This window comes from Streptomyces sp. NPDC052301 (assembly GCF_044593395.1).
Taxonomy (GTDB): Bacteria; Actinomycetota; Actinomycetes; order Streptomycetales; family Streptomycetaceae; genus Streptomyces.
In genome coordinates this window covers 160,272-185,250 of the sequence record NZ_JBIUBE010000002.1, presented here as the reverse complement: position 1 = coordinate 185,250, position 24,979 = coordinate 160,272, and the positions used below count along the sequence as shown (strand labels likewise).

Sequence of the window (24,979 nt, the reverse complement as noted above, 5' to 3'; positions counted from 1 at the left end):
CACCGACATGAGCAAGCCGCTGAAGCAGATCCATCTGGCCGCACACTTCCCGGGCGTCAACAACACCACCGTGTGGAGCGACCCGAAGGCCGGCAGCCACATTGAGTTCAGCTCCTTCGCCCACTTCGCACAGACCGCCGAACGCGCCAAGTTCGACTTCCTCTTCCTCGCCGAGGGACTCAGGCTCCGCGAACAGGGCGGCAAGATCTACGACCTGGACGTCGTCGGCCGCCCCGACACCTTCACCGTCCTCGCCGCCCTCGCCGCAGTCACCGAACACCTCGGCCTGACCGGAACCATCAACTCCACCTTCAACGAGCCCTACGAGGTGGCCCGCCAGTTCGCCAGCCTCGACCACCTCTCCGGCGGCCGCGCCGCCTGGAACGTCGTCACCTCCTGGGACGCCTTCACCGGCGAGAACTTCCGCCGCGGCGGCTTCCTGCCGCAGGGTGAGCGTTACTCCCGGGCGAAGGAGTTCCTGGCCACGGCGGGCGAACTCTTCGACTCCTGGCACGGCGACGAAATCATCGCCGACCAGGCGACCGGCGTCTTCCTACGCGACGCGAAGGCCGGCTCCTTCGTGCACACCGGCCAACACTTCGACATCCACGGCCAGTTCAACGTCCCGCGCTCCCCGCAGGGCCGTCCCGTCATCTTCCAGGCCGGAGACTCCGACGAGGGCCGCGAATTCGCCGCATCGAGCGCCGACGCCATCTTCAGCCGCTACGCCACCCTCGAAGGCGGCCAGGCCTTCTACACGGACGTCAAGAACCGCCTCGCCAAGTACGGCCGCCGACACGACCAGTTGCTCATCCTGCCCGCCGCGACCTTCACCCTCGCCGACACCGACGCCGAGGCGGAGGAACTCGCCAGGGAGGTGCGCCGCCAGCAGGTCAGCGGGGCCACCGCCATCAAGCACCTGGAGTTCGTCTGGAACCGGGACCTGTCCTCCTACGACCCGGAGGGCCCGCTGCCCGACATCGACCCGGACGTCAGCGACAACCACATCTCCCAGGGCCGCGCCCAGGTCCGGATGTACCGCGACCCCCTGGCCACCGCCCGCGAGTGGCGCGAGCTGGCCGAAGCCAACAACTGGTCCATCCGCGACCTGGTCATCAACACCGGCAACCGCCAGAACTTCATCGGCTCCCCGGCGACCATCGCCAGGACCATCAACGACTACGTCCAGGCCGACGCCAGTGACGGCTTCATTCTCGTTCCGCACATCACCCCGACCGGCCTCGATGACTTCGCCGACAAGGTTGTCCCGCTGCTGCAGGAACAGGGCGTCTTCCGCACCGACTACGAGGGCCCGACGCTCCGGCACCACCTCGGCCTCGCCCATCCGGACGAGGCGTCCGACGAGCGGGCGGCGTCGTGAAGTTCCTCGCGATCACCCTGATCGTGCACCGCCCGGACCCGGTCACCGGGGTGCAGAAGTCCACACACGACCGGTTCCGCGAGGTCCTCGACAACGCCCTGCTCGCAGGGGAGCTGGGGTTCGACGGCTTCGGCGTGGGGGAGCGGCACGAGCGACCGTTCATCTCCTCGTCCCCGACCGTCGTACTGAGCCATGTGGCCGCCCTGACCAAGCGGATCCGCCTGTTCACGGCCGTGACCACGCTCAGCCTGCTGGACCCGGTCCGCGCGTACGAGGACTACGCCACCCTCGACCATCTCTCCGAAGGCCGCCTCGACCTGATCATCGGCAAGGGCAACGGCGCCGCCCAACGCGACCTGTTCAACGTCACGCCCGAGGACCAGTGGGACCGCAACGCCGAGAGCTACGAGATCTTCCGGAAGATCTGGCGCCAGGACAAGGTCATCGCCGACACCCGCTTCCGTCCCCCGCTGACCGACGCCGAGGTGTGGCCGCGGCCGTACCAGCAGCCGGTCCGGGTCTGGCACGGCAGCGCCACCAGCAAGGAGTCGGTCGATCTCGCCGCCCGCTACGGCGACCCGCTGTTCTCCGCGAACGTCACCAACCCCATAGAGCCGTATGCCGAGTTGATCCGCTACTACCGCGAGCGCTGGGAGTTCTACGGCCATGACCCGGCCGACATCGCGGTCGGCGCCGGGACGGCCGGCATCTACGTGGCCCCCACCTCCCAGGAGGCGCTGGCCGCGTACCGGCCGATCTTCGAGTCCAACCTGGCGTTCTTCAGGAAGGCCGGCCTGCCGGTGGTCTTCGAGACCCTGGAGGACTTCGTCGAACGCAGCTCCGCCCTGATCGGCAGCCCACAGCAGGTCATCGACAAGGTGCACCGCTACCACGAACAGTTCGGCCACACCGTGGTGCACCTGCATGCCGACGCGAGCGGGCTGACGGAATCCCAGCACCGGGCCTCGCTCGAGCTGTTCCAGTCCGAGGTCGCCCCCGTGCTGCGTCGGGGGATCCCGGATCCGCCGTTCGCCTGGGGCCCCGTGCTTCCGGCATCACCGATCACTCAGGAGTCCGCCCGTGTCTGACATTCCCCTCGGCGTCCTCGACCTGGTCCCGATCTCCTCCGGCTCGACGGCAGCCGATGCCCTGCGCAACTCCATCGACCTCGCCCAGCAGGCCGAGCGCTTCGGGTATGCCCGCTACTGGTTCGCGGAGCATCACCTCAATCCCGGCGTGGCCGGCACGTCACCCGCTGTCGTCCTGGCGCTGACCGCCTCCGCCACCTCCACCATCCGGCTCGGTTCCGGGGCCGTGCAGCTCGGGCACCGCACGGCGCTGTCCACCGTGGAGGAGTTCGGCCTGCTCGACACACTGCACCCGGGCCGCTTCGATCTGGGCCTGGGCCGCTCGGGCGGCCGCCCGCCAGGACAGCCGGCCGTCCCGTTGCCGACGGCGACCCCGGTCGTCGACGGCCGCACCCCGAACCGCCTGCTGATCCCGCCCCGCTTCTCCTTCGAACATCTGCTCGGCTCACCCCGCATTGCACTGCAGCGCAGGCTGCTCCTGCTGCCGGGCGCCGAGTCACAGGACTACGCCGAGCAGATCGACGACATCCTCGCCCTGCTGGCCGGCACCTACCGCTCGCCGGAGGGCGTCGAAGCGCACGTCGTGCCAGGGGAGGGCGCCGACGTGGAAGTGTGGATCCTGGGCAGCAGCGGTGGTCAGAGCGCCGAGGTGGCGGGCGGCAACGGTCTGCGGTTCGCGGCCAACTATCACGTCAGCCCGGCCACGGTCCTGGAGGCGGTGGAGGGCTACCGGTCCTTCTTCCAGCCCTCCGAGTTCCTCGACAAGCCGTACGTCAGCGTCTCGGCGGACGTCGTCGTCGCAGAGGACGACTCAACGGCCCGTGAACTCGCCACCGGCTACGGCCCGTGGGTGCGCAGCATCCGCACCGCCGAAGGCGCCATCGAGTTCCCGACGCCGCAGGAAGCGCGCGCCCACGCATGGACCGACAAGGACCGGGCCCTGGTCCAGGACCGCCTCGACACCCAGTTCGTCGGCTCGCCGGGCCGGGTCGCCGACCAGCTGGAACAACTGCAGGAGGCCACGGGCGCGGACGAGTTGCTCATCACGACGATCACCCACGACCACACGGACCGGGTCCGCTCGTACGAACTGCTCGCGGAGGAATGGCGCCGACGGGGGCACTCCTTCCAGCAGTGAAGGCCCGCGCCGCCGACGTCACCCTGGAGATCGGCAACCAGACCTTCGCAGTGACCGGCGCCCGCGCCACCGCCGCATCCGAGGGCCTGCCGCTTCTGGCGCAACGTTCGCACCCACACCCTCCACGACCCTGTCGCCCACAAGCGGCCAGAGGTCGGGCGCTGGGTCATCGAGGGCGAACTGCCCGAACCGACCTGGTACTCCTGACCGCCCCCAGAGCGCCTCCCCGGCGGAGGCGCCCCCTTCTCCCCGAAAAGAGGACCCATGGCCACCGTCCTGTCCGTCTCCGGCAGCCCTTCCGCCTCCTCCCGCACCAACCGCCTGCTGCGCCACCTGGACCAGCGCCTGACCGCTCAGGGGCACGACGTCGTTCCGCTCGACGTTCGCACCATCCCCGCCGATGCCCTGCTCGGCGCGGACTTCCGGCATCCGGCGATCGTCGAGGCCACCGAACTGTTCGCGAGCGCCGACGGCGTCGTCGTAGGAACACCCGTCTACAAAGCGTCGTACTCCGGAGTCCTCAAGGCGCTCCTCGACCTGCTCCCGCAGTACGCACTCACCGGAAAGACGGTCCTCCCTCTCGCCACCGGCGGCTCCACCGCGCATGTCCTCGCCATCGACTACGCCCTGCGTCCGGTCCTCAACTCCATGGGTGCCGCGCACATCGTGCAGGGCTGGTTCACCCTCGACAAGGACATCACCGCCCACGACGACGGCTCGGTCACCATCGCACCGTCCGCCGCCGAGGCCCTCACCCAGGTCGTCGACCAGTTCTCGCTGGCGCTGGGCCGTACCCCGCTCCTGGCCGCGGCGAGCTGAGGCCATGACCGCACACGTCATCGCCGACGACGCCGAGGCCGTCACTGTCGCGTCCGCCCCGAGCAAATAGTTCCGGGCGGGCGCCTCGGCCCGCGACGCCGAACACCGGCTTCCCCGCGAGGAGCTGGACCTGCTCTCCGCCCCGGCACCGACGAACGTCCCCTGATCGCACTCCTGATCGGAGCCCCGAGTGTCCCTCACCTTCCACTGGTTCCTGCCGACCAACGGAGACAGCCGCCACGTCGTCGGCGGCGGCCACGGCACCCCCGCCACCGAGTCCGGGCGCGACCGGCCGCCGACGGTCGCCTACCTCAGCCAGATCGCCCGCGCCGCCGAGGACCTGGGCTTCGTCGGCGCACTCACGCCGACGGGAGCCTGGTGCGAAGACGCGTGGCTGACCACCGCAATGGTCAGCCAGAACACCGAGCGCCTGAAGTTCCTCGTCGCCTTCCGGCCCGGCTTCGTCTCACCGACGCTCGCCGCGCAGATGGCCTCCACCTTCCAGCGGCAGACCGGCGGACGGCTTCTGCTCAACGTCGTCACCGGCGGGGAAAGCCATGAACAGCGGGCCTACGGAGACGTCCTGGACAAGGACGCGCGCTACCGCCGTACCGGCGAATTCCTCGAGATCGTACGAGGGTTGTGGGAGGGCAAGACTGTCGACCTACGCGGCGAGCACCTCCATGTCGAGGACGCGAAGCTAGCACGGGTGCCCGACCCGGTCCCGGAGGTGTACTTCGGGGGCTCCTCGCCGAACGCCGGAGAAGTCGCCGCCAAGCATGTTGACGTCTATCTCACCTGGGGCGAGCCGCCCGCCGCCGTCGCGGAGAAGATCGCGTGGATCCGGGCGTTGGCCGACAAGGAGGGCCGTCGCGTCCGCTTCGGCATCCGCCTGCATGTCATCACCCGCGACACCTCCGAACAGGCCTGGGCCGAGGCGAACCGGCTCCTGGACGGCTTCGACCCGGAGGCGGTCAAGACCATCCAGGCGGGCCTGGCCCGCAGCGAGTCCGAGGGCCAGCAGCGCATGCTCGCCCTGCACGACGGCGGCAGCCGTGACCGCCTGGAGATCCACCCCAACCTGTGGGCGGGCATCGGCCTGGTGCGCGGTGGCGCGGGCACCGCCCTGGTCGGCAGCCACGACGAGGTCGCCGAACGGATCAAGGAGTACCACGCTCTCGGTATCGACGAGTTCGTGCTCTCCGGCTATCCGCACCTGGAGGAGGCCTACTGGTTCGGGGAGGGCGTCCTTCCGAAACTTCAGGCGCAGGGCCTGTGGCAGCACCCGTACGGACAGCGGGCCGCCCCATCGGCCCAAGTGCCGTTCGCCAGCGCCGGGGGCCGGCGATGACCACGTGATCGCGGCGAAGGTGGGAAGCGCCCATGTGTTCGCTGACGACGCCGAGGCGGTCGTCGTCGCCGAGTTGGCCGCCAAGTTCGCCCGCGAGGCCGCGCAGCCGCGGCAGGCTCCTGGCCCCGTCCGGCGGCGCCATGCTCCGTGAGCGTTTCCACGGCCCGGCTGGCATCCCCCGATGCAGGGGCCACTCTGGTGAGCCTGCGCCATGGCACCACACACGACGTGCCGGCCTGCTGGTTCGGTGTGGACCCACCATCACGCGCGCGACCAGCGTTGATCTCCCCCCGCGCGAGGAGGCCCCGCCAAGCCAAAGCGAGGTGGTGGAGGGTGTGTGGACGTGCGCGTCCACAGAGCGGAAACAGATTTCCGGTGGCACGTTCCGCGACTCCATTGTCCAGGCGCACGACCTGGACCGCGCCCGGCGTGACGGGGGCTGAGGGCTGCCCTGCAGTGCGCGGGACTCTCATGGGGTTAATACTCCAGCCGTAGATCGTGATCTCGATGGTGAGGGGCGCCGAGGAGACAGGTGGTCAGTGTCGATCACCTGGACGAGATCGACCACGCCACCGAGGGTGTCCGTTCCTTCTCCGCCTACCCGACTACTCAAGTCCACCGAGACGGAGGGCGTCCCTTAATGCGCTGAGCTTCTCGGTCGTCGCCGGGGTCCACTCCTTCGCCTGTCCAGCGAGTCGGAGGGCATCCTCAATCTCGTTGAGTTTCGCGTAGGGCAGGGCGCCCGCCCGCTCGATCAGGTCGTCCCGGGACACGGTGGTCAGCCACGTGCAAGGGGTAAAGCCCGGACTCGGGAACGCGAATCGCAGCACGCCTTCAAAGGGCAGTCCTTCCATGGCGCCTACTGCCACTTCGACGCCCAGACCGCTGATGTCGACGCCCGCCGGAGCCACGACCTGCATCACCCGGATCCCGGACGCGGCGCCTTCCGACAGCAGTACGACCGGTCGCCGCTCGTCGAACTCGACCCACCAGACTTCGCCACGTTGCACATGTCCTCCTGACACAGGACCGCATGCGGACGCTGCGCGACCCTGACGCGCTGTGGAGACGGGTGCGGCCACGTTGATCATCGGTGTGTGAAGACAAACGATCACGCGGTGGCCGCAGATCACAGCGTAGACCCTGCCCGCTGGCAGGAGGCGTTCGATGGCCTGATGAGCCGGATGGCCGGGCGGTTCGCGCGGGTCGAACCCCGCCTCCGGGCCAAGCGCTTGGTGCTGGGCCTGCTGTCGGATCTGCCGCGCAAGAACTGCTGGACGATCGCAGAGTGGGCCGGGGAGGCCACCTCGCACGGCATGCAGCATCTGCTGTGCAGGGCCGCCTGGGATGCCGAGGCCGTCCGCGACGACGTACGCGAATACGTCGTCGAGCACCCCCACGACGAGGCCGCAGTGCTGGTCGTCGACGAGACCGGCGACGTGAAGAAGGGCACACGCACCGTCGGGGTCCAGCGCCAATACACCGGCACCGCCGGGCGGATCGAGAACTCCCAGGTCGCCGTCTACCTCGTCTACGCCGGCGAGCGCGGGCACGCGGCGGTGGACCGAGAGCTGTACATCCCGCGCTCCTGGACCTGCGATCCGGACCGCTGCCGGGCCGCGGGGCTCAGCGAGGACACCGTCTTCGCGACCAAGCCGGAACTGGCCCGGGTGATGATCGAACGGTTCCTGGACACTGGACACCGCGTCGGCTGGGTCACGGGTGACGAAGCCTACGGCGGCAACCCGAAACTGCGATCCGCGCTGGAAAAATGCGGCATCGGCTACGTCCTCGCAGTGGCCTGCTCAGCCCAAATGACCACCGGCGCCGGCACGTTCCGCGCCGATGCGCTGGTGAAGAAGGTGCCGAAGCGGGCCTGGCAGAAGCTCTCGGCCGGACGCGGCGCGAAGGGACAGCGGTTCTACGATCGTCATCGACCTCGCCGAGGCGGCACCGGGCCACCACCAGTTGCTGATCCGTCGCAACCGCACCACCGGTGACCTCGCCTATTACCGCTGTCACTCCACCACGTCGGCATCCCTGGCCACCCTGGTCAAGGTCGCAGGTTCCAGATGGCGGGTGGAGGAAACCTTCCAAAGTGAGAAGGGGCTGGCCGGACTGGATGAGCACCAGGTCCGCCGCTACGCGTCCTGGGCCCGCTGGGTCACCCTCGCGATGCTGGCCCATGCATTCCTCGCCGTCGTCCGCGCCGACGAACACGCACACCGCCCCACGCCGGCCAACCTGATCCCGCTGACCTGTAACGAGATCCAGCGCCTGTTCATCAGTGTTGTTGTCCGGCCCGCTCACGGCCCGGCCCACCGGCTCAACTGGTCCGCCTGGCGACGCAGCCACCAGGCGCGATCACGAGCCAGCCACTACCGGAGACAAGCGTGACTGAGCACTTCAGCTGGCCACCCTGAGCACCGTAGTCGGTCGCCCCCAGCCAAAAGCTGAGGGGTTCATCGGTCGCTGGGAGTAGGTCCTGCGCCTCAGGCGTGCTTCGCCCCTGCTGGCTAGGGTCGGTCCGCATGGAGACCACGGGAATCGTTCGCCGCCAGACGGCGGAGCGTATGCGCGACACTCTGGAGCGGCTCGTTACCGAGCGGGATGTATGGGTGTCGACGGCTCACCCTGATCACGGGCCGCACCAGGTGCCGCTGTGGTTCTTGTGGGATGGACGAGCAGTGTGGATGTGCACCAGCGCCACTTCCGTGACTGCGCGGAACGTCCGCAAAGAGCCGCGCGTGCGCCTGGCGCTACCGGACACCTTCGACGTGGTGCTCCTCCAGGGGGAGGCGGAGTGCTTCCCGGACCAGGAGGTGCCCGGAAGCGCAGCGGAGGCCTTCGCCGACAAGTTCGGGTGGGATCCACGCGTGGAAGAGGGTTCCTTTCTGTATGTACGCGTGGCCCCGAGGACTGTGCGCGCTTGGCGCGGCGAGCCGGAACTACGCGGGAGAGTCATCATGCGCGACGGAATGTGGCTGCAATAACGGCCGCCCCTCGCCGACGCGCCTCTCGCCGATCACGATCTACAGCTGGAGTATTAACCCCCGGTTTTATCCAAACCCCCGAGTTGATCATCTCGCCATTGCGTCTCATGTAGAAATTTAAATTCCTGGGCCAAGTCTCCGAGAGAGTCGGACGTCATGTCGAGAAAGGGTGGCCTCGGGTGGCGGAGTGGGTGGCAGCCCTTGCGACTTGCGCTTTGCCCAGGATCCAACCGTCTCTCCATCTGGCGTGGCAGTGGGGGTGAGAGATGATCAATATCGATGTCTTCGCTCTGTACACGGTCGTAGGCGTTGTTTCGGATCGTTGTAACTTCGGCGCCGATCTCTTCCCTGCTACGGCATCCTTGATCTCGTCCGGAGCGGATGGCTTCGGATTGCATATGGCGGCGAGGGGGTGGGTAAACCCCTCCCAGAGCTAAAGCCGTTGGTCCCTGTCTCGGGAGAACCTCGCCGCCTTCACAGCGCCCAAGTGGGTGCTGTTCGTGGATGCCCTGCCGTGCAACGCCAGCGGAAAGATCCTCAAGCGCGACGGTTCGGCGGCGGTCCCGGCACGGCCTAGCGGGCGCGAGCCGGGCCGGCGCTCACAGGATGCGCCCCAGCTCTATGACCAGCTCGGCGATCCGTGCCTCGTCGCGCCGGTAGTGGGCCCACTTGTCCACGCGCGTCGCCCGGACCAGCCCCGCGACTGCAGCTCGGCCAGGTAGGCCGACACGGTCGACTGAGCCAGCCCCGCCTTGGCCTGGATGTGGCTGACGCTCATGCTGAAAACGGCCAATCCAGAAGCAAGTATCTTGCAATTGATGACGGACCGGGCCTACCGGTTCGCCAGGGTCCGGGTCCGACAGCAGGTGGATACGGATCCCACGGTTTTACCGTGACACGCTGCGCGACGTGATCGATCCGCGCAGGCCGGTGAAGGACTCTCTTCATCTCTTCCAGGCCGTCACAAAACTCCCCGACGAGCAGCGCGACGTCGGGGTGCTGATGCATCTCCACGGTTACTCCGTCGGTGATGCCGCCTACCACCTCGGCATGAGTTGGGATAGGGTCCGCCACTTGGACCGGCCCGGCGTGTCATTTGGCACTACCTGGCACTCACCGTGGAGCCCACGGGCCAGATCTGAAGCGGTGGGGGACGTGGTCGTTGTGCGATCAGACGGTGTTTCGACTAGGGGTGCGTAACAGCTGTCCACGGAGCTGTGAGGAGCGTGGCGGGATGCTCCGCCGTTTCCGTGAAGACGGTGAGTCCGCCAAGACCGAAGCGTTCTGCGCCAGTCGCAAGCGTGCTGATCAATCCGTCGTGGTCTGTCGTCGCTCGGCGCCTCAGCTGGATGCCCAGCTGCGGCTACCCGCCGTGTGACCTGCGCTGTACCAAAGTGCCAACTATGTTGCCTGTGCGGTACCTGCAGGCGGTCGAGTCAGTTGGCATCGGCGCAGGCCACGAGTGTTGCCTTGGGTCAACTAGCAAGCTTGGCCACACCGCGGCATCCGGGGCGGAAGCGCCCGGGGCAGGAAGCACAGGCGTGCTGGTCGGCGGTCGGGGTATGCGGGTGCTTGCCGGAGTTGGACCGGCGAGGACCGGGCCGATCGACTGGGAGGGGCGCATCATGGCGACGACGACCGTGCAGACTGCCGAGCTGGTGGGTGTGCCGGAGATCGCCGGCCCTCCCGTGAGGGCGAGTTCACCTCCTTCGCCATCGCCTGTGTCGTCGGCGAGATCGAGCGGTTCTTCCGCGACACCTCCTGGGGCGTGCACGTGCCGCGCCGGCTCCAGGAGGTCCGCGTTCCCCAACTGGCCTGCGGGGGCTGCGCGTCGGCCTCCCCCCACGCGGCGCCGGTCGAGGACTTCCACGCCCTAGCCCCGTGATCGCCGAACCCGACGAGCGTGACCGCAGGATCGTCCACCGGCGGTTCGTCGAGGAACTCACCCTGGCCCGGACCGGCGAACGCCCCGGCGCTTCTCGGGCGGACGTCTCCCGGCTGATCTCCCGTCTCCTGGCCCGCCCGCGCGAGGGCATGCTCGGCATCACCTGACGGAAGTCGGGCGGAGCAGGGTTCGTCCTCGATGCCCACCTCTTCGACAGGGCGCCACCCCCGGGCGGCACAACAGTTGCCATTTGACAATTATGGCCGTGAGGCAACAAAGTAGCGGCGTCGCACTGCACGGGGAAGGATCCGCAATGTTCCGGTGGGCGGAGACCGCTCCGGGCGCCGGCCGCCCGGGATCCGCGGCATCGCGGCGCTCGGTGGACCGGCCGTGCGCTCAGGCCGTCCGGTCTCCGGTGTGCGGGGTGTGGTCGTGTATCTGCGACGCCGCCGCGTCGCAGAACGCTTCCAGTCCCGCGAGGAACTGGGTGCGCTTGGCGGCGGGCATCAGCTCCAGCACGGCCTGCAACTCCTGCTCCCGGCGTGCACGCAGGTCGTCGAGGAAGGCGCGACCGCGGTCGCTGAGGTGTAGACGCACCTCGCGCCGGTCGCTGGGGCTGATCTCGCGGTCGACGAAGCCGGCCGCCACCAGTCGGTCGCAGAGCCGGCTGGTGGACGGAGGCGTGGAAGCGAGAGAATCGGCGAGAGAGCGCAGGTTGATGCCGTCCTGGTGCTCGACCATGAGCAGAACGCGCATCTGGGACGGAGAGGCCGGCGCGGTCGAGGCCCGGCCCCACAGGACTTCCAGCAACTCCACGGCCGTCAAGGTCACGCGCGCGACCTCGACGGGTTCGGGGCGGGGGCGGAAGACAGTCACCGTCACACTCTCGCAGGCACCTTGGACGATCGCCAGCGTACTAGGTGCCGGGAGCGGCAAGGGATGGGGCGGCCGGTGCGGCTCGGATCGGGTGGCCTCGTCGCCTGAGCGAGGTTCGTGTGTGTCCGTCGAAGGATTGGTGTATTTACGATCGTGAACAGATTTGTGACCGCTGAGCGCGCCCTGCGCACGGCGGCCCCCCACGAGTTGCTCGACGCTGTGCGTCATGTGCTCGTCCAGGAGTACGCGGCGCAGGCCGTCGAGCTCTATCTGGCCGACTACGGCCTCACCGTCCTGCAGCCGGTGTCGGTGCTGCCCCTGACCGCGGCTCCGGTCTCGGTGCACAACAGCCCTGCCGGCCGTGCGTTCGGCTCCCAGGAGCCGTTCGTGGAGGACGTCGACGGCGGTGCCGTGCACGTCCACCTGCCGGTCACGGTCCGCGGGGACCGGCTGGGCGTGCTGACGGTCGCCCTGCCGGACGAGGAGGGGGCGCGGGACCTGCTGGGTGAGCTCGCGGACATCGCCGAAGTGCTCGCACACGAGGTGGTCGTGGCCGAGCGCGACACCGACCTGTACCTGCAGGCGAGGCGCAAGGACCGGCTGACCCTGGCCGCCGAGATGCAGTGGCAGCTCCTGCCCGGCCGCGCCTGCTCCCGCCCGGAGTACGAACTCGGCGCGCAGCTGGAGCCGGCGTACGCGATCTACGGTGACAACTTCGACTGGTCCGCCACGGGGGACCGCCTCACGCTCTACGTCACCAACGGCATGGGGGAGGGCATCGAAGCCTCCCTGCTGACGAACCTCGCCATCAACGCCCTGCGCAACGCCCGGCGCGCCGGCATCGCCATCGACGACCAGGCCGCCCTGGCGGATCAGGCGGTGTACGCCCACTACCAGGGGCGCTGCTACCTCTCGGTGCTGATGCTCGACTTCGAACTCGCGACGGGCAGGGCGAAGCTGGTGGACGCCGGCTCCCCGCAGCTGCTGCGGCTGCGGGACGGCGTGGTCGAGCGCGTCACCTTCGAGGCGCAGCTCCCGCTGGGCATGTTCGAAGAGACCGACTACACGGCTCAGGACTTCCAGGTCGAGCCCGGGGACCGGCTCGTCTTCGTCAGCGACGGGGTCTACGAGGTAGCCTCGCCCGGCGGAGAGGCGTACGGGGACGCCGCCCTGGCTCGGGCGATCATGTCCACGCGTCTGCTGCCGGCCGCCGAGGTGCCACGTGCCATTCTGCGAGAGCTGACCGGCCACAGGGGGCAGTCCCTCCCGAAGGACGACGCCCTGGTCCTCTGTCTGGACTGGCGCGGACGCTGAGTCGTCGATCGCCGGCCGCGTATGTGTCGATGCTGTGTCGTTTCCTCGGTGCCGGCGGAAGTAATGCTTGTCATGTGGCAATAATTGGCGAGGTTGTGCCGGTCGTGGCGCAGCAGCCTGTTCTCGAAGGAGACGATGCAGGTGTCGGAGCAGGCAACGGCCGAGCCGGCGGCGCGGGAGCTGGGGCTTTTCCTGGAACGCCGACGCGAACAGATCGCCCAGCGATGGGCGGACACGCCTCTGTTCCGTACCGTCTTCACCGTCTCCCGTGACGAGGCCGTCGAGGCGTGCAAGACCGTGGTGGACGCACTGTCCGAGGTGGCGTCGAGTGGGCGGCTGGAGGACGTCGCGGCCCCGGGGTTCGACTCCGCGCGGGAGCAGTTGGGGCGTATGGCCGCCTCCCGTTCCCGCGGGGGGTTCAGCCCGGCCCAGATCACGGAGGAGGCCGCCTGCCTGCGGGTGGCGGTCACCGGGCTGTTGCGCGAGGAGAACTCCGGTCCGGCCGGTCCTGAGGCACAGGATGTGCTGCTGGCTCTGACCGTGCTCATGGGAACCCTGCGTCTGGTGATCATGGAGACGACCGTCAGCGCCGGCGAGGAAGTCATAGCGCGGCAGCGGCAGCAGTTGCTCGAGGTGGCCACTCCTGTGATCAGCCTGTGGGACGGCATCGTCGCGGTGCCCCTGATCGGCACGCTGGACAGCGCCCGCAGCCAGGTGGTCATGGAGTCGCTGCTGCAGGCCATCGTGGAGCAGCGGGCCCGCTTCGCGATCCTCGACATCACCGGCGTGCCCACGGTCGACTCGCTCGTCGCACAGCACCTGATGAAGACGGTCGCCGCGGCCCGGCTGATGGGCGCGGAGTGCATAGTCTCCGGCATCCGCCCGGCCATCGCGCAGACCATCGTGCACCTGGGCATCGACCTGAGTTCGGTGCTCACGCGCACCTCGCTGTCCGACGCCCTGGCCCACGCGCTCGACCGGCAGGGCACAGAGGTCACACACCGTACGGCCGGTGTGAACCCGCGATGACCGTCCCCCGCCCGGGCGACCCGGCGACGGTGCCGATCCTGGCCCTGGAGGGCATCCTGCTGGTCACCCTGCAGGGGGAACTGCACGACGGCATGGCCGAGCGGCTCCAGCAGGACATCACCCACCGCGTCGCCCGCAGCGCGGCGACCGGCGTGGTCATCGACGTCTCCGGCGTGGAGATCGTCGACTCGTTCCTGGGACGGGTCATCGCCGAGATCACGGCCGCCGCCCGCCTGCTGGCCGCCCGTACCGTCCTGTGCGGGATGCGGCCGGCCGTGGCGATCACCCTGGTCGAGCTGGGCCTGACCCTGCCCGGCCTGGTGACCGCGCTCGATGTCGAACGTGCTCTTGAGCTGCTCCGCCGTGGCCCTTCCGCCGCGCCGGGCGGACGTGAGGGGTGTACGTGACACCGGCTTCCGAACTCGCCGCCACGACCAGCCTGCCCATCGGCTCGGACGCGGATCTCGCATGGGTCCGGCACCAGGTGCGGCGGCTCGCGGCCGAACTGGGATTCGGACTCGTGCAGCAGACGAAACTGGTCACCGCGGCCAGCGAGCTGGCCCGGAACACGCTGGTCCACGGCGGTGGAGGGCAAGCGGAGATCACTCCAGTCACCGATGGCCCGATGCGGGGGGTCCAACTGGTCTTCGCGGACACCGGCCCCGGCATCCGCGACGTCGAGCTGGCGATGTCCGACGGCTACACCACCGGGGGCGGCCTGGGACTGGGCCTGAGCGGAGCCAAGCGGCTGATGGACGAGTTCGCCATCGACTCCGAGCCCGGACGGGGCACGGTCGTGACCGTCACCGCTTGGGCCACCGGGACGCCCGGCGCTCCTGCGGGGCCCCGATGACGCGCGTCTGGGACATCCCGGTGCACGACTCGACCCGGGTGCGGGACGTGCGGGTGGCGACCGAGGAGGCCGGCGCCCTGGCTCGCCTGGACGCCCACCGCACCGCGGTCGCCGCGCTGGTGGCCACCGAACTGGCGACCAACCTGCTCAAGCACGCCGGTGGGGGCCGCCTGGTGATCGACCTCGTCGAGCGCCGGGGAGCGGGCGCCCACGGTCCGGCGGTGCAACTCGTCTCCCTCGACCACGGCCCCGGCATCCGGGATGTCACCGCGGCCATGCGTGACGGCTACACGACCAGCGAGGCGTCACTCGGTGCCGGTCTGGGCACCTGCCGGCGCATCTCCAGCGCGTTCGGCCTGTACAGCACCCAACGAGGCACCGTAGCGGTGGCCCGTGTCGACCAGGGCGCCGTCGCCCGCGAGGAGACCGGGCCGGCCTGCCGTGCCGGCGGTATCAACGTGCCACTCGGCCGGGCCGAGCGCTCCGGTGACGCGTGGAGCTGCGTGCGATCCGGCTCACTGCTGACCCTGCTCCTCGCCGACGGCCTGGGCCACGGCGCCAAGGCCGCGCACGCGTCCGGCGCCGCGGTCGACGAACTGCACCGCGTCGGACATCTGCCACCCGCGGAGATCCTGCGTCGGATGCACCCGGCACTGCGACCCACCCGCGGGGCGGCGGCCGCCGTGGCCCAGCTGGACACGGACACCGGAGAACTCGCGTTCGCGGGCGTCGGCAACATAGGTGCCCGGCTGCACACCGCCGGCACATGGGAACACCTGATCTCCCACCCCGGCATCGTCGGAGCCCAGTTCCCGGCGACCGTACCGGTCCGCCGCCTGCCCTGGAGCCCAGGGAGCCTGCTGGTCCTGCACAGCGACGGGCTGCCCGGCCGGTGGGTGCCGCCCGACGATCCCCACCTGCCCACCCACGACCCGGCGGTGGTCGCGGCGGCCATCCTCAGGGACGCGAGCAGCGCCGCCAGCCCCGTACGCGATGACACCTGCGTAGCCGTCCTGGCCTGCGGCGAAGCGGCCCGGCGCCCGTGAGGGCGCCGGACGTCCGCGATGTCACCTCTGTCACCGAGGCCGTCCGCGCGCGGATGCTCGCGGCGTGCCTCACGGCCGCCCTCGGCGTGCCCGCGCTCGAACGGACCCGTTTCCTCACGGCGCTCACGGCGCGCCTGCGCGAGGATCTCGCCCAGGGGGGTGCGGAACTCACGCTCACCGTTCTGCCGTCCGCGTCCGACGGGACCGTGCGGGTGCAGGCCGTCGGCAGGCCCCTCGCACCCGAGCCGTGCCGGACACCGACCTGGCGGCTGGCCGTCTCCTGCCCCGGCCCTGCCACGCGGGACCTGCCCCGTCCGGGCCCGGACCACGTCGGTCACGCGGAAGCGGTTCTGTCGGCGGACGAGGAGACCGCGCCGATCCTGCGGCGGCTGGACGAGACCGAGAGACAGCTCCGTCTGCACCGTGAGGAGTTGCACCAGACCAACCAGGGCGTGCTGGCCCTGCATGCCGAACTGGACGCTGCCGCGCGAACCCAGCGCGACCTGCTCGACGCCGAACGAGCCGCCCGCGGCGAGGCCGACAAGGCCCGACGCCTGCTGACCTTCCTCGGCGACGCCAGCGCGGTCGTGACCGCGTCTCTCGACCAGGAGGACATCCTGCGATGTCTTCCCGGGTTGCTCGTCCCCGCGTACGCGAGCCAGGTCGACGTCTGGCTCTTCGACGAACCCGCAGGCACGAGCGGCGCACACTCCGCCGCGGCGGTCGCGGCCGCCCGCCTCGACCGTCCCCAGCACGCCGGGCCGCGCCCCGGCGCACTGCCGGGCGTCGACGACCTCCCGCCCTCCGCGCTGTCCCCGGACCGGCCGCTGCTGTGCATTCCCCTCACCGTGCGCCGCACCGCGGGCGTGCTGACCCTGACCGCGCCCGGCGACCGCTTCGACGAGGACACCAGTGTGATGCTGGTCGAACTGGCCCGCCGGACCGCCATCGCCCTGGACAACGCCCGCCGTTACGAACAGCACCGGGACACCGCCGAAGCCCTGCAGCGGGCCCAGCTCACCGACCTGCCCGCCAGCGAAGGCCTGCGCCTCGCGGCCCGCTACCTCCCTGCCACCCGCGGACTCAACATAGGAGGCGACTGGTACGACGCCTTCACCCACCCCGACGGCAGCCTGCTGACCGTGGTGGGCGACGTCACCGGGCACGGCCTGCGCGCCGCCGTCCTCATGGGGCAGCTGCGCACGGCCCTGCGCGCCTACGCCATCGAGGACGACAGCCCGGCCCGCATCCTCACCCGCCTGCACCGCATGCTCCGCCACCAGCAGCCGAATCTGTACGCGACCGCCGTGGTCGCCCGCTTCCGGCCCGGCGACCCGCACGTCGTATGGGCTGCCGCCGGGCACCCTCCCGCCGTGGTCAGGACGCCCGGTGGTTCCGTGCGCGTGCTGGACACCCGACCCGGCGTCATGCTGGGGGTGCCCCTCGATTTCGAGTACGAGGACCACACGGCCGAACTGCCGCCCGGCTCCACGCTCGTCCTGTACACCGACGGTCTGGTGGAGCGGCGAGCTCACGGCATCGACCCGGGCGTCGAGCTGCTCGGCAGGACCCTGGCCGCACTCGCAGAATCCGAGCTGGAGGACCTGGACGGGTGCGCCGAGTCGTTGCTCGCGCCCCTCCTGCACGACCACGAACGCGACGACGACGTCTGTCTCCTGCTCTGCCGCACGGCTGGGCCGACCACTCCGCACCAGGAGCCGATCGCGATAGCGTGGCGGTCACAGGGGGAGAAGATGGAGATGCCGTGAATGCCTCGGACCGGGCCCCGTCCGCGGAAGCCCAGCTGCGCATGGTTCCGCCGCACGCCCTGGTGGCCACCGCCGGCCGTCTGCTGGCGGAGCGGTTCGGCGCCCGGGAGGTGACGCTCCTCCTCGCCGACTACGGCCTGACGACCCTGCAACCCGTCACGCATCTGCCGCACACCGGAGATCCGGTCTCCGCGCACGACGGCCCCGCCGGTACCGCCTTCACGACTCAGAAACCAGTGGTGGAAGTCACCTCCGACCCGGCCACGCAGCTGGTGCACCTGCCCATGTCCGTCCGCGGGGACCGCCTGGGAGTGCTCTCCGTCCGGGTGCCCGCCACCTCGGCCGAGCCGGGCACGGTGCTCCGACTCTGCGACTTCGCCACCGCGCTGGGCCATGAGGTCGTCACGGCCGGCCGGGACACCGACCTGTACCTCATGGCTCGCCGCACCCGTCGTCTCACTCTTGCCGCCGAGATGCAGTGGCAGCTGCTTCCGGGCCGGGGCTGCGCCCGCGACGAATACGTCATCGGTGCTCACCTGGAGCCGGCCTACGCCATCGGCGGTGACAACTACGACTGGTCCACGGGCGCCGACCACGTCACCCTCACCGTCACCGACGGAATGGGCCAGGGCATCGAAGCCTCCCTGCTCACCAGCCTCGCCGTCGGCGCGCTGCGCAACGCCCGTCGCGCCGGCATCGGCCTCGCGGACCAGGCGTGCCTCGCCGACCAGGCCGTCTTCTCCCAGTACGGGGGCAAGCTGTACGCCTCCACCCTGCTGTTGCGCTTCGACCTCGACAGCGGCAGGGTCTGCGCCGTGGACGCGGGCTCCCCACAGGTCTACCGCCAGCGCGATGCCACGATCGAACGCATCGAACTCCGGGCCCAGCTGCCGCTCGGCATGTTCGAGGAGACCCTGTACGAGGAGCAGACCTTCCAGGTCGAAGCGGGCGACCGCCTCGTCGTCATGAGCACCGGTGTCCACGGCACCCGGTCGGCGACCGGAGAGGTGTTCGGTGAAGGCGTGCTGCGCCAGATCCTCGGGGCGACCCGGCAGAGCTCGCCGCACGAGACGGCACGCTCGGTCGTCGCGGGGCTGATCGAGCACGTCGGCGACGAAGGACTCGTCTCCGACGCCGCCGTCGTCTGCCTGGACTGGACCGGGCGCGATGCCGGGACGACCCGGGCCGGCCGGCGGAGCCGCTGACTCCGTGTCGGCTCCGGAGGCGGGAGGACGCTCAGTCCGGTGCGCGGAGGAAGGCCTTCATGCCATGGATCAGGGCCGATCGCTCCGCCGGTGCCATGGCCGCCAGCACCTCGGCCAGGGCCCGGGCACGTCGATGCGCCACGTCTTTCAGAACACGGCGCCCCTGGCCGGTGAGCGTCAGCAGCACCTCACGGCGGTTGCGCGGGTGCAGGGCCCGTTCCAGCAACCCCGCCGCCTCCAGCCGGTCACAGAGACGGCTGGCGGTGGGCAGCCCTATGTCCAGGCGGTCCGCCAGGCCCGTGAGGTTCACCTCCGGTGCCGCCTCGACGGCCCGAAGCGCCCGCAGCTGGTGGGGCGACAACCGCACAGCCGCCTCCTGCGCGGCCACGGACCACAGGGTCGCAAGACGCTCCACGGCATCGGCGATCTCGTGCGCGCCGACGCTCGGATCCCCCGACCCCTCGGCGCGGCCGTCGGCGCTGCCGGGAAGAGTCACGAGCTCATCACTTTCCGTGAGATCCGGGTGGTGCGGGAACAACCCATATTCCATCGCCCTACCCGGGGAACCGGAGCTCAAGCAGTGTTCGTGTGGCACGACCACCCGACCGCGCCAAGCACCCCCGCCCGGAGTCAGGGGCGGTCCGCCGCGGGTACCGGGTGACCGGCTCCTTCTCCCCGAGCGGGCTTCGCCAGCTCTGCGTTGAACTGGGCGCCGACGAGGAGGGCCAGGTTGGACAGCCACAGCCAGATCAGGAAGACCACGACGCCGGCGAGTGAACCGTACAGACGGTGATAGGTGCCGACGTGGGAGGTGTAGACGGCCATTCCGAGTGAGACGGTCAGAAGGAGCACGACCGCCAGTGTGCCGCCCGGCGCCATCCTGCCCACGGGTCGGGAGGACACGGGGCCCGAACGGTAGAGGACGAGCACCAGGGCGACGGCGACCGCGGCCGCGACCGGCCACCGCAGCGTGTCCCAAGCCGTCTGCGGCCCGGTACCCCAGTTCAGCGCCCGGCTCAGACGCCGGGTCAGGCCGCCGGTGAGGAACAACGCCACGGTGGACGTCAGGAGAAGGCTGATCAGGAAGAGGGCCGTGGCGATGATGCGCGGAGCGGTCCGCCAGACCGGCCGGTGCGCATCGACGCGATGCATGGCGTGCAACGCCCGGCGAAAGACGCTCAGATAGCTGCATCCTGACCACAGGGCTGCCGAACCTCCGAGAAAGACCAGCGTCCATGCCGTTGACGACTGTCCGGCCATCTGCCGCAGGGTGCTGCGCAGCATAGCGCGGGACGCGACCGGGGCGGCCTGCGACATGCGGTCGATGACCTCCGGCTTGGCCGTGGGCACGGTGAGCCCCAGGACCGAGAGGAGCACGAGCAGCAGGGGGAACAGGGCCAGTACCGCGTAGTACGTCAGCGCGGCGGCCCAGTCCGTGACGTCGTCGTCCCATACGGCGATCGGCGTCCGGCGCAGCGCCGCCCACCACCGGGCCGTCCGGCCGTCGGCATCCTCCACGAGGCGGATGTCCTCACCTCCGGTGCTCGGACGGCTTCCCGAATTCTCCGGTGGGTCGCCGTCGTCCTGCTGGGGTTTCCGGTCGGCCTACAGGAAGCGCCGGATCGGGGTGACCGAGGCCTCCTTGACGCGTTGCAGCACGGCCCGTCGTCTCCAGCGAGCGGGGTCGATGGAGACGCTGCGCTCCAGGTCCGCGTCGTAGTCGCGGTCGAGCGCGGCGGTGAACTCCTCGTCCAGGACGGCGAGCATGACCTCTTCGTCGTGGTCCATGGACCGGCGGTTGAAATTGGTGGATCCGATGAGAGCGGCGACCGAGTCCACGGTGATGATCTTGGCGTGCATCATGGTCGGCTGATACTGGCGGATGTGCACACCGGCCTGCAACAGACGGGTGTAGCGGTGCTGACCGGCGAGCTGACAGGCGCGCTGGTCGGTGTGCGGGCCGGGTAGCAGGATCTCGACACGGACCCCGCGACCCGCGGTCTCGCACAGCAGGTCGATGAAGTAGGAGTCGGGGGCGAAGTAGGCAGTGGCCAGCCGGAAGCGTTCCTCGGCAGAAGTGAGCATGACCCGGATCAGGGTCTGCATGTCCTGCCAGCCGATGCTCGCCGAGCCGCGGACGACCTGCACCACCGACGAGCCCGCCTGCGGGTGTTCCGCGAAGCGGTCACGGTCGTCGAAGAGTTCCTCGTGGCACTCGGCCCAGTTCTGCGCGAACGCGGCCGCGATGCCGTCCACGGCGGGACCCCGCACCCGGACGTGGGTGTCCCGCCACTCGGCGGGATTGCGGGCGTCACCGCACCATTCCTCCGCGATGCCCACGCCGCCGGTGAAGGCGGTGTGCTCGTCGACGACGAGGGCCTTGCGGTGACAGCGGTGGTTCTGTTTGAACGGAGACAGCCACACGGGTTTGCGGAACCAGGCCACCTGTACGCCCGCGGTGCTCATGACGTCCAGCAGGCGCTGCTCGATCTCCTTGGCGCCGAAGCCGTCGAGCAGCAGCCGCACCCGGACTCCGGCGCGGGCGCGTTCGGCGAGGGCGACGGCGAAGTCGTGGGCGATCCGGCCCCGCCAGTACACGAACGTCATCATGTCGATGGTGTGCCGAGCCGTGCGGATCGTCTCGAGCATCGCGGGGAAGATCTCGTCACCGTTGCGCAGGGGTGTCAGTTCGTTGCCTTCGGTCGCGGCCACGCCGATCAGCCGCTCCAGGCGGCGGCGCAGGCGCTGTTTGCGCGCCGCCGCGTCAGGCGCGCTCTCGCGAGCAGGGGGCGCCGGAATGCCGTCGAGTATCACGCCAACTCTCCCAGGGGGCCATACGGACAGAGCGTCGAGGGCTGCCGGACGAGCCCGAAGAAGCACATGCCCGGCCGGCACCGCATCACTCCAGCCGTCTGCCGGCGCCCACGGCTCGGATGCGGGCCGTACGAGTGGGACGACCACCCCTTCGAGTGAATGACCCCTGGGCGATCCGGGCAGGGACCACAGGTCGGGGGTGAAACGAGGTGACAACCGATGGCTGTGGTCACATCTGCGGGCGCGGGCGACCCCGGGCTGTTCACGCCGGGCTCCGTGACCTGGCAGATGCACGGCGACCCGATGATGTGGGTCGCCGGCGTCCGCGCGCTCTACCTGCAGGCCCTGCACCCGCGCGCGGTCCGCGGGGTCATGCAGAACTCCGACTTTCGCCGCGACGCCTGGGGCCGGCTCATGCGTACCGCGAACTTCGTCGGCACCACGACGTACGGCACCACCGAGGCCGCCGAGCGCGCCGGCGCCCGCGTACGGAAGATCCACAGCATGCTGACCGCGACCGACCCGGACACCGGTGAGCGGTACGGGGTGGACGAGCCCGGGCTGCTGCTGTGGGTGCACTGCGCCGAGATCGACTCCTATCTGCACGTCCTGCGCCGCTCGGGCTTTCCTCTCACCGACGCCCAGGCCGACCGCTACATCGCCGAACACCGCGTCGGCGCCCGTCTGGTGGGACTCGATCCGACGACCGTGCCGGGCAGCCGCGCGGAACTGGCCGCCTACTTCGCGCGCGTGCGCCCCGAGCTGGCCGCGGGCCCCGAGGCACGCGCGGTGGACGACTTCCTCCTCCGCCCGCCGGCGCACCCCCTCCTCGTACCGGTGCGCGAGGTGCTGTGGCGGCGCGTGGCGCAGTTGGCGTACGCCGCGCTGCCGCCGTACGCCCATGAGCTGTACGGCAGACCCGCCCCCCCACCTGCCGTCGTCACGCGGCGGCTGCGGTCCACGGGCGCCCTGCTGCGGTGTGTTCCCGCACGCCTGCGCTGGCAGCTCCCGCCCAAACACATCCTGCGCGCCATGGCGAGGCTCGGCCCCCAGGCGCGTCCGGCACCGTACAAACTTGGACGATAGGCCGCCATACTGGACGAGCAGGGGGGTCTGTCGCGGATCGGACCGTGCCGTGACGCGGCCGGGTGCGGTCGGGCGACGGCTCCCTCGGCGTGGGGCGGGGCGGGGCGGACGGCGACGGGGGCGACGGATCGCTATGGGGGAGAACAGGCTGGTTCAGGGCCGGTACCGGCTGCTCGACCTGATCGGGCGCGGCGGTATGGGCGAGGTGTGGCGGGCCCGGGACGAGTCCCTGGGCCGGCAGGTCGCGGTGAAGTGCCTCAAGCCGCTCGGGCCGTACCACGATCCGTCGGCCGGCCGGGTGCTGCGCGAGCGGTTCCGGCGCGAGGCCAGGGTCGCTGCCGCGCTCTCGCACCGCGGGGTCACCGTCGTGCACGACTTCGGCGAGTCCGACGGGGTGCCGTACCTGGTCATGGAGCTCCTCGAGGGCCGTGACCTGAGCCGGCTGCTGGAGGAGAACAAGGGGCATCCGCTGCCCGTGGACGACGTCGTCGACATCGCCGGGCAGGTCGCCGCCGCCCTCGCCCACACCCATCGGCAGGGCATCGTCCACCGGGACCTGAAGCCCGCCAACATCGTGCGGCTGACCGACGGGACCGTGAAGATCTGCGACTTCGGCATCGCCCGCCTCGGCCACGACATCGGCTTCACCGCCCGGTTGACCGGCACCGGCATCGCGCTGGGCACCCCGCACTACATGTCCCCGGAACAGATCGGCGCGGGCGAGGTCGACGAGCGCAGCGACCTGTACTCGCTCGGCTGTGTGCTCTACGAGATCGCCACCGGGGCACCGCCGTTCGACCTGGACGATCCGTGGTCGATCCTCATCGGCCACCGCGACACCCCGCCCCGCCCCCCGCGCGAGCGGCGCCCGGATCTCCCCGCCCCGCTCGACCGGATCATCCTCGACCTGCTGGCCAAACGACCCGAGGAACGGCCCCACGACGCCCGGGAACTGGTCCGCCGCATCCACACCGGCCGGGCGGCTCACGTCCCCGTCCCGGCCGTCCCGCCCCCGGACCGGCCGCGGGCCGGCCGCCTGCCGTCCTGGACCCGCGGTATGGCCACCGGCCACAAGGCGGTCGGTGCCGGGCTCGGCGCCCTGCCCCCCGATCCCGGCGCGGCCCTGACCGGCCGGTGGGCGACCCGTCCGGCCGGTACGGCGGTGGCGCTGCCGTCCGAACCACCGCCCCAGGCACTCGCCGCCCTCGCCGCACGGTACGGCGAGGGCGTCCGGCTGGCCCGGCTCGGCCGCTGGGCGGAGGCGGGCGAGATACACCGGGCCGTGGCCGCCGAACGGGCCGCGCTCCTCGGCCCGGACCACCCCGAGACCCTGACCGGCCGCTACCAGGCGGCCTTCGCCCTGGTCCGCGCCGGACGCGCCGCCGAGGCACTGCCCGCCTTCACGGAGGTCGCCGAGGCCAGAGCACGAGTCCTCGGCGCCGACCATCCCGACACACTCGCCGCCCGCCAGGAGACCGGCTACGTCCTGGGCCGGCTCGGCCGCCACTTCGAGGCGCACCAGGTGTACACCGCGGTGCTGGCCGCCCGGGTGCGCGCCATGGGCCCCGACCACCCGGACACCCTGCGCTGCCGGCACAACGTCGCCTGCACCCTCGGCAGGCTGGGCCGCCCGGACGAGGCCCTGCGCACGGCCCTGGACGTGGCCGCGGCCCGGGCCCGCGTGCTCGGCCCGGACCACCCCGACACTCTGGTCTCCCGCTGCGAGGCCGCCTACGCCCAGGGCCAGTCGGGCCGCTGGGAGGAGGCCCTGCGCGGCTACCGCGAGATCGCCGCGGCCAGAGCGCGGGTCCTCGGCGCCGACCATCCCGACACCCTCGCCGCCCGTTACGAGACCGCCCTCAGCCTCGGCCGCCTGGGCCGCAGCGCGGACGCCCTGAGCCTGTACCGCGAGCTGATCGAGGACCGCACCCGCGTCCAGGGCGCCACCCACCCGGAGACGCTGCGCGCCCGGCACGGCCTCGGCGTCAACCTGGGCCGGCTCGGCCGCTGGGAGGAGGCCCTGGCCGAGGCCCGCGAGGTGTGCGTGCTGCGCGAGCACCTCCTCGGCCCCGGCCACCCGGACACCCTCGTCAGCCGTCGCGAGGTCGCGGTCGCCCTGGGCTGGCTCGGCCGCTGGGCACAGGCCCTCACGGAGTACCGGCGGATCACCGCCACCCGCGAACAACTCCTCGGGCCGGAGCACCCCGACACCCTGGCCGGACGCGGGGACGAGGCGCACTGCCTGGAGCGCCTCGGCCGGGACACCGAGGCCGGCGAGCTGTACCGCAGGGTCGCGGTGATCCGCGGCCGGCACGCGTTCGGCGGGCGGTGA

21 protein-coding genes and 3 pseudogenes are annotated in these 24,979 nt (G+C 70.6%); 18 read left to right on the top strand and 6 right to left on the bottom strand.

Annotated elements, in window-relative coordinates; all coding sequences use genetic code 11:
• Positions 1–7: 7 nt before the first annotated feature.
• From ACIHEJ_RS04470 to ACIHEJ_RS04445, 6 genes and pseudogenes are all read left to right on the top strand, one after another.
• Positions 8–1,381 carry an NtaA/DmoA family FMN-dependent monooxygenase gene (locus tag ACIHEJ_RS04470; protein WP_400132131.1) on the top strand — a complete coding sequence of 458 codons (1,374 nt, stop codon included), beginning with the start codon at positions 8–10 and terminating at the stop codon, positions 1,379–1,381.
• Positions 1,378–2,469 carry an LLM class flavin-dependent oxidoreductase gene (locus ACIHEJ_RS04465; RefSeq protein WP_400132129.1) on the top strand — a complete coding sequence of 364 codons (1,092 nt, stop codon included), beginning with the start codon at positions 1,378–1,380 and terminating at the stop codon, positions 2,467–2,469. The genes ACIHEJ_RS04470 and ACIHEJ_RS04465 overlap by 4 nt, the downstream gene beginning before the upstream one ends.
• On the top strand, positions 2,462–3,607 hold the full coding sequence (locus ACIHEJ_RS04460) for an LLM class flavin-dependent oxidoreductase (RefSeq protein WP_400132127.1): 1,146 nt from the start codon (positions 2,462–2,464) through the stop codon (positions 3,605–3,607). Before ACIHEJ_RS04465 ends, ACIHEJ_RS04460 begins: the two co-directional genes overlap by 8 nt.
• Positions 3,514–3,814, top strand: a pseudogene (locus tag ACIHEJ_RS04455) (monooxygenase); the annotation flags it as partial. The gene ACIHEJ_RS04460 and the pseudogene ACIHEJ_RS04455, both read left to right, overlap by 94 nt.
• A gap of 57 nt (positions 3,815–3,871) precedes the next feature.
• Entirely contained in the window at positions 3,872–4,426 is a 555-nt protein-coding gene (gene ssuE / locus ACIHEJ_RS04450) for an NADPH-dependent FMN reductase (protein ID WP_400132125.1), read from the top strand.
• A gap of 190 nt (positions 4,427–4,616) precedes the next feature.
• Positions 4,617–5,777, top strand: coding sequence for an LLM class flavin-dependent oxidoreductase (locus ACIHEJ_RS04445; RefSeq protein ID WP_400132123.1), 1,161 nt, complete (start codon positions 4,617–4,619; stop codon positions 5,775–5,777).
• Positions 5,778–6,382: 605 nt separating this feature from the next.
• Here ACIHEJ_RS04445 and ACIHEJ_RS04440 read toward each other — a convergent pair.
• Complete coding sequence (locus tag ACIHEJ_RS04440) at positions 6,383–6,787, bottom strand: type II toxin-antitoxin system PemK/MazF family toxin (protein ID WP_400132122.1); 405 nt, start codon at positions 6,785–6,787, stop codon at positions 6,383–6,385.
• A gap of 165 nt (positions 6,788–6,952) precedes the next feature.
• On the opposite strand from ACIHEJ_RS04440, the pseudogene ACIHEJ_RS04435 reads away from it, so the two are divergent.
• Together ACIHEJ_RS04435 and ACIHEJ_RS04430 are read left to right on the top strand one after the other, a co-directional pair.
• A pseudogene (locus ACIHEJ_RS04435) lies at positions 6,953–8,174 on the top strand (IS701 family transposase).
• Positions 8,175–8,308: 134 nt separating this feature from the next.
• Complete coding sequence (locus tag ACIHEJ_RS04430) at positions 8,309–8,770, top strand: pyridoxamine 5'-phosphate oxidase family protein (protein WP_400132120.1); 462 nt, start codon at positions 8,309–8,311, stop codon at positions 8,768–8,770.
• 619 nt (positions 8,771–9,389) lie between these two features.
• Here ACIHEJ_RS04430 and ACIHEJ_RS04425 read toward each other — a convergent pair.
• On the bottom strand, positions 9,390–9,548 hold the full coding sequence (locus ACIHEJ_RS04425) for a helix-turn-helix domain-containing protein (protein WP_400132118.1): 159 nt from the start codon (positions 9,546–9,548) through the stop codon (positions 9,390–9,392).
• Between the two features lie 906 nt (positions 9,549–10,454).
• On the opposite strand from ACIHEJ_RS04425, the pseudogene ACIHEJ_RS04420 reads away from it, so the two are divergent.
• Positions 10,455–10,822: pseudogene (locus ACIHEJ_RS04420) on the top strand (sigma factor-like helix-turn-helix DNA-binding protein); the annotation flags it as partial.
• 229 nt (positions 10,823–11,051) lie between these two features.
• Here the strand turns inward: ACIHEJ_RS04420 and ACIHEJ_RS04415 are convergent.
• A complete protein-coding gene (locus ACIHEJ_RS04415) occupies positions 11,052–11,537 on the bottom strand; it encodes a MarR family winged helix-turn-helix transcriptional regulator (RefSeq protein ID WP_400132116.1) in 486 nt (161 codons plus the stop codon).
• Between the two features lie 159 nt (positions 11,538–11,696).
• On the opposite strand from ACIHEJ_RS04415, the gene ACIHEJ_RS04410 reads away from it, so the two are divergent.
• The 7 genes from ACIHEJ_RS04410 to ACIHEJ_RS04380 all read left to right on the top strand — a co-directional run bounded on the left by ACIHEJ_RS04410 (position 11,697) and on the right by ACIHEJ_RS04380 (position 18,747).
• Positions 11,697–12,845 carry a PP2C family protein-serine/threonine phosphatase gene (locus tag ACIHEJ_RS04410; protein ID WP_400132115.1) on the top strand — a complete coding sequence of 383 codons (1,149 nt, stop codon included), beginning with the start codon at positions 11,697–11,699 and terminating at the stop codon, positions 12,843–12,845.
• Positions 12,846–12,980: 135 nt separating this feature from the next.
• The gene (locus ACIHEJ_RS04405) at positions 12,981–13,874 is read left to right on the top strand and encodes an STAS domain-containing protein (RefSeq protein WP_400132113.1); all 894 of its coding nucleotides are present in this window, start codon (positions 12,981–12,983) and stop codon (positions 13,872–13,874) included.
• The gene (locus ACIHEJ_RS04400) at positions 13,871–14,281 is read left to right on the top strand and encodes an STAS domain-containing protein (protein ID WP_400132111.1); all 411 of its coding nucleotides are present in this window, start codon (positions 13,871–13,873) and stop codon (positions 14,279–14,281) included. The genes ACIHEJ_RS04405 and ACIHEJ_RS04400 overlap by 4 nt, the downstream gene beginning before the upstream one ends.
• Positions 14,278–14,727, top strand: a complete 450-nt coding sequence (locus tag ACIHEJ_RS04395; RefSeq protein WP_400132109.1) for an anti-sigma regulatory factor — start codon at positions 14,278–14,280, stop codon at positions 14,725–14,727. The genes ACIHEJ_RS04400 and ACIHEJ_RS04395 overlap by 4 nt, the downstream gene beginning before the upstream one ends.
• Positions 14,724–15,773 carry a SpoIIE family protein phosphatase gene (locus ACIHEJ_RS04390; RefSeq protein WP_400132108.1) on the top strand — a complete coding sequence of 350 codons (1,050 nt, stop codon included), beginning with the start codon at positions 14,724–14,726 and terminating at the stop codon, positions 15,771–15,773. The genes ACIHEJ_RS04395 and ACIHEJ_RS04390 overlap by 4 nt, the downstream gene beginning before the upstream one ends.
• Positions 15,774–15,826: 53 nt before the next feature.
• Entirely contained in the window at positions 15,827–17,542 is a 1,716-nt protein-coding gene (locus ACIHEJ_RS04385) for a PP2C family protein-serine/threonine phosphatase (RefSeq protein WP_400132841.1), read from the top strand.
• Positions 17,543–17,583: 41 nt separating this feature from the next.
• Positions 17,584–18,747 carry a PP2C family protein-serine/threonine phosphatase gene (locus ACIHEJ_RS04380; RefSeq protein ID WP_400132839.1) on the top strand — a complete coding sequence of 388 codons (1,164 nt, stop codon included), beginning with the start codon at positions 17,584–17,586 and terminating at the stop codon, positions 18,745–18,747.
• A 31-nt stretch (positions 18,748–18,778) separates the two neighbouring features.
• Here ACIHEJ_RS04380 and ACIHEJ_RS04375 read toward each other — a convergent pair whose 3' ends face one another.
• The 3 genes from ACIHEJ_RS04375 to ACIHEJ_RS04365 all read right to left on the bottom strand — a co-directional run bounded on the left by ACIHEJ_RS04375 (position 18,779) and on the right by ACIHEJ_RS04365 (position 21,561).
• A complete protein-coding gene (locus ACIHEJ_RS04375; RefSeq protein WP_400132837.1) occupies positions 18,779–19,297 on the bottom strand; it encodes a MarR family winged helix-turn-helix transcriptional regulator in 519 nt (172 codons plus the stop codon).
• An 80-nt stretch (positions 19,298–19,377) separates the two neighbouring features.
• Positions 19,378–20,265: a YihY/virulence factor BrkB family protein gene (locus ACIHEJ_RS04370; protein ID WP_400132106.1), complete on the bottom strand. Its 888-nt coding sequence runs from the start codon at positions 20,263–20,265 to the stop codon at positions 19,378–19,380.
• A gap of 87 nt (positions 20,266–20,352) precedes the next feature.
• Positions 20,353–21,561, bottom strand: coding sequence for a phosphatidylserine/phosphatidylglycerophosphate/cardiolipin synthase family protein (locus ACIHEJ_RS04365; protein WP_400132104.1), 1,209 nt, complete (start codon positions 21,559–21,561; stop codon positions 20,353–20,355).
• Positions 21,562–21,780: 219 nt separating this feature from the next.
• Here ACIHEJ_RS04365 and ACIHEJ_RS04360 point away from each other — a divergent pair, with 219 nt between their 5' ends.
• Both ACIHEJ_RS04360 and ACIHEJ_RS04355 read left to right on the top strand, forming a co-directional pair.
• Complete coding sequence (locus ACIHEJ_RS04360; RefSeq protein ID WP_400132102.1) at positions 21,781–22,647, top strand: oxygenase MpaB family protein; 867 nt, start codon at positions 21,781–21,783, stop codon at positions 22,645–22,647.
• 133 nt (positions 22,648–22,780) lie between these two features.
• Complete coding sequence (locus ACIHEJ_RS04355; protein ID WP_400132100.1) at positions 22,781–24,979, top strand: tetratricopeptide repeat protein; 2,199 nt, start codon at positions 22,781–22,783, stop codon at positions 24,977–24,979.

What these genes read in the sequence shown, in the direction of transcription:
- ACIHEJ_RS04470 (WP_400132131.1), top strand. Translation starts at nt 8, where the DNA reads ATGAGCAAGCCGCTGAAGCAGATCCATCTGGCCGCACACTTCCCGGGC.
- ssuE (WP_400132125.1), top strand. Translation starts at nt 3,872, where the DNA reads ATGGCCACCGTCCTGTCCGTCTCCGGCAGCCCTTCCGCCTCCTCCCGC.
- ACIHEJ_RS04430 (WP_400132120.1), top strand. Translation starts at nt 8,309, where the DNA reads ATGGAGACCACGGGAATCGTTCGCCGCCAGACGGCGGAGCGTATGCGC.
- ACIHEJ_RS04425 (WP_400132118.1), bottom strand. Translation starts at nt 9,548, where the DNA reads ATGAGCGTCAGCCACATCCAGGCCAAGGCGGGGCTGGCTCAGTCGACC.
- ACIHEJ_RS04405 (WP_400132113.1), top strand. Translation starts at nt 12,981, where the DNA reads ATGCAGGTGTCGGAGCAGGCAACGGCCGAGCCGGCGGCGCGGGAGCTG.
- ACIHEJ_RS04400 (WP_400132111.1), top strand. Translation starts at nt 13,871, where the DNA reads ATGACCGTCCCCCGCCCGGGCGACCCGGCGACGGTGCCGATCCTGGCC.
- ACIHEJ_RS04390 (WP_400132108.1), top strand. Translation starts at nt 14,724, where the DNA reads ATGACGCGCGTCTGGGACATCCCGGTGCACGACTCGACCCGGGTGCGG.
- ACIHEJ_RS04385 (WP_400132841.1), top strand. Translation starts at nt 15,827, where the DNA reads ATGCTCGCGGCGTGCCTCACGGCCGCCCTCGGCGTGCCCGCGCTCGAA.
- ACIHEJ_RS04380 (WP_400132839.1), top strand. Translation starts at nt 17,584, where the DNA reads ATGGTTCCGCCGCACGCCCTGGTGGCCACCGCCGGCCGTCTGCTGGCG.
- ACIHEJ_RS04375 (WP_400132837.1), bottom strand. Translation starts at nt 19,297, where the DNA reads ATGGAATATGGGTTGTTCCCGCACCACCCGGATCTCACGGAAAGTGAT.
- ACIHEJ_RS04360 (WP_400132102.1), top strand. Translation starts at nt 21,781, where the DNA reads ATGGCTGTGGTCACATCTGCGGGCGCGGGCGACCCCGGGCTGTTCACG.
- ACIHEJ_RS04355 (WP_400132100.1), top strand. Translation starts at nt 22,781, where the DNA reads ATGGGGGAGAACAGGCTGGTTCAGGGCCGGTACCGGCTGCTCGACCTG.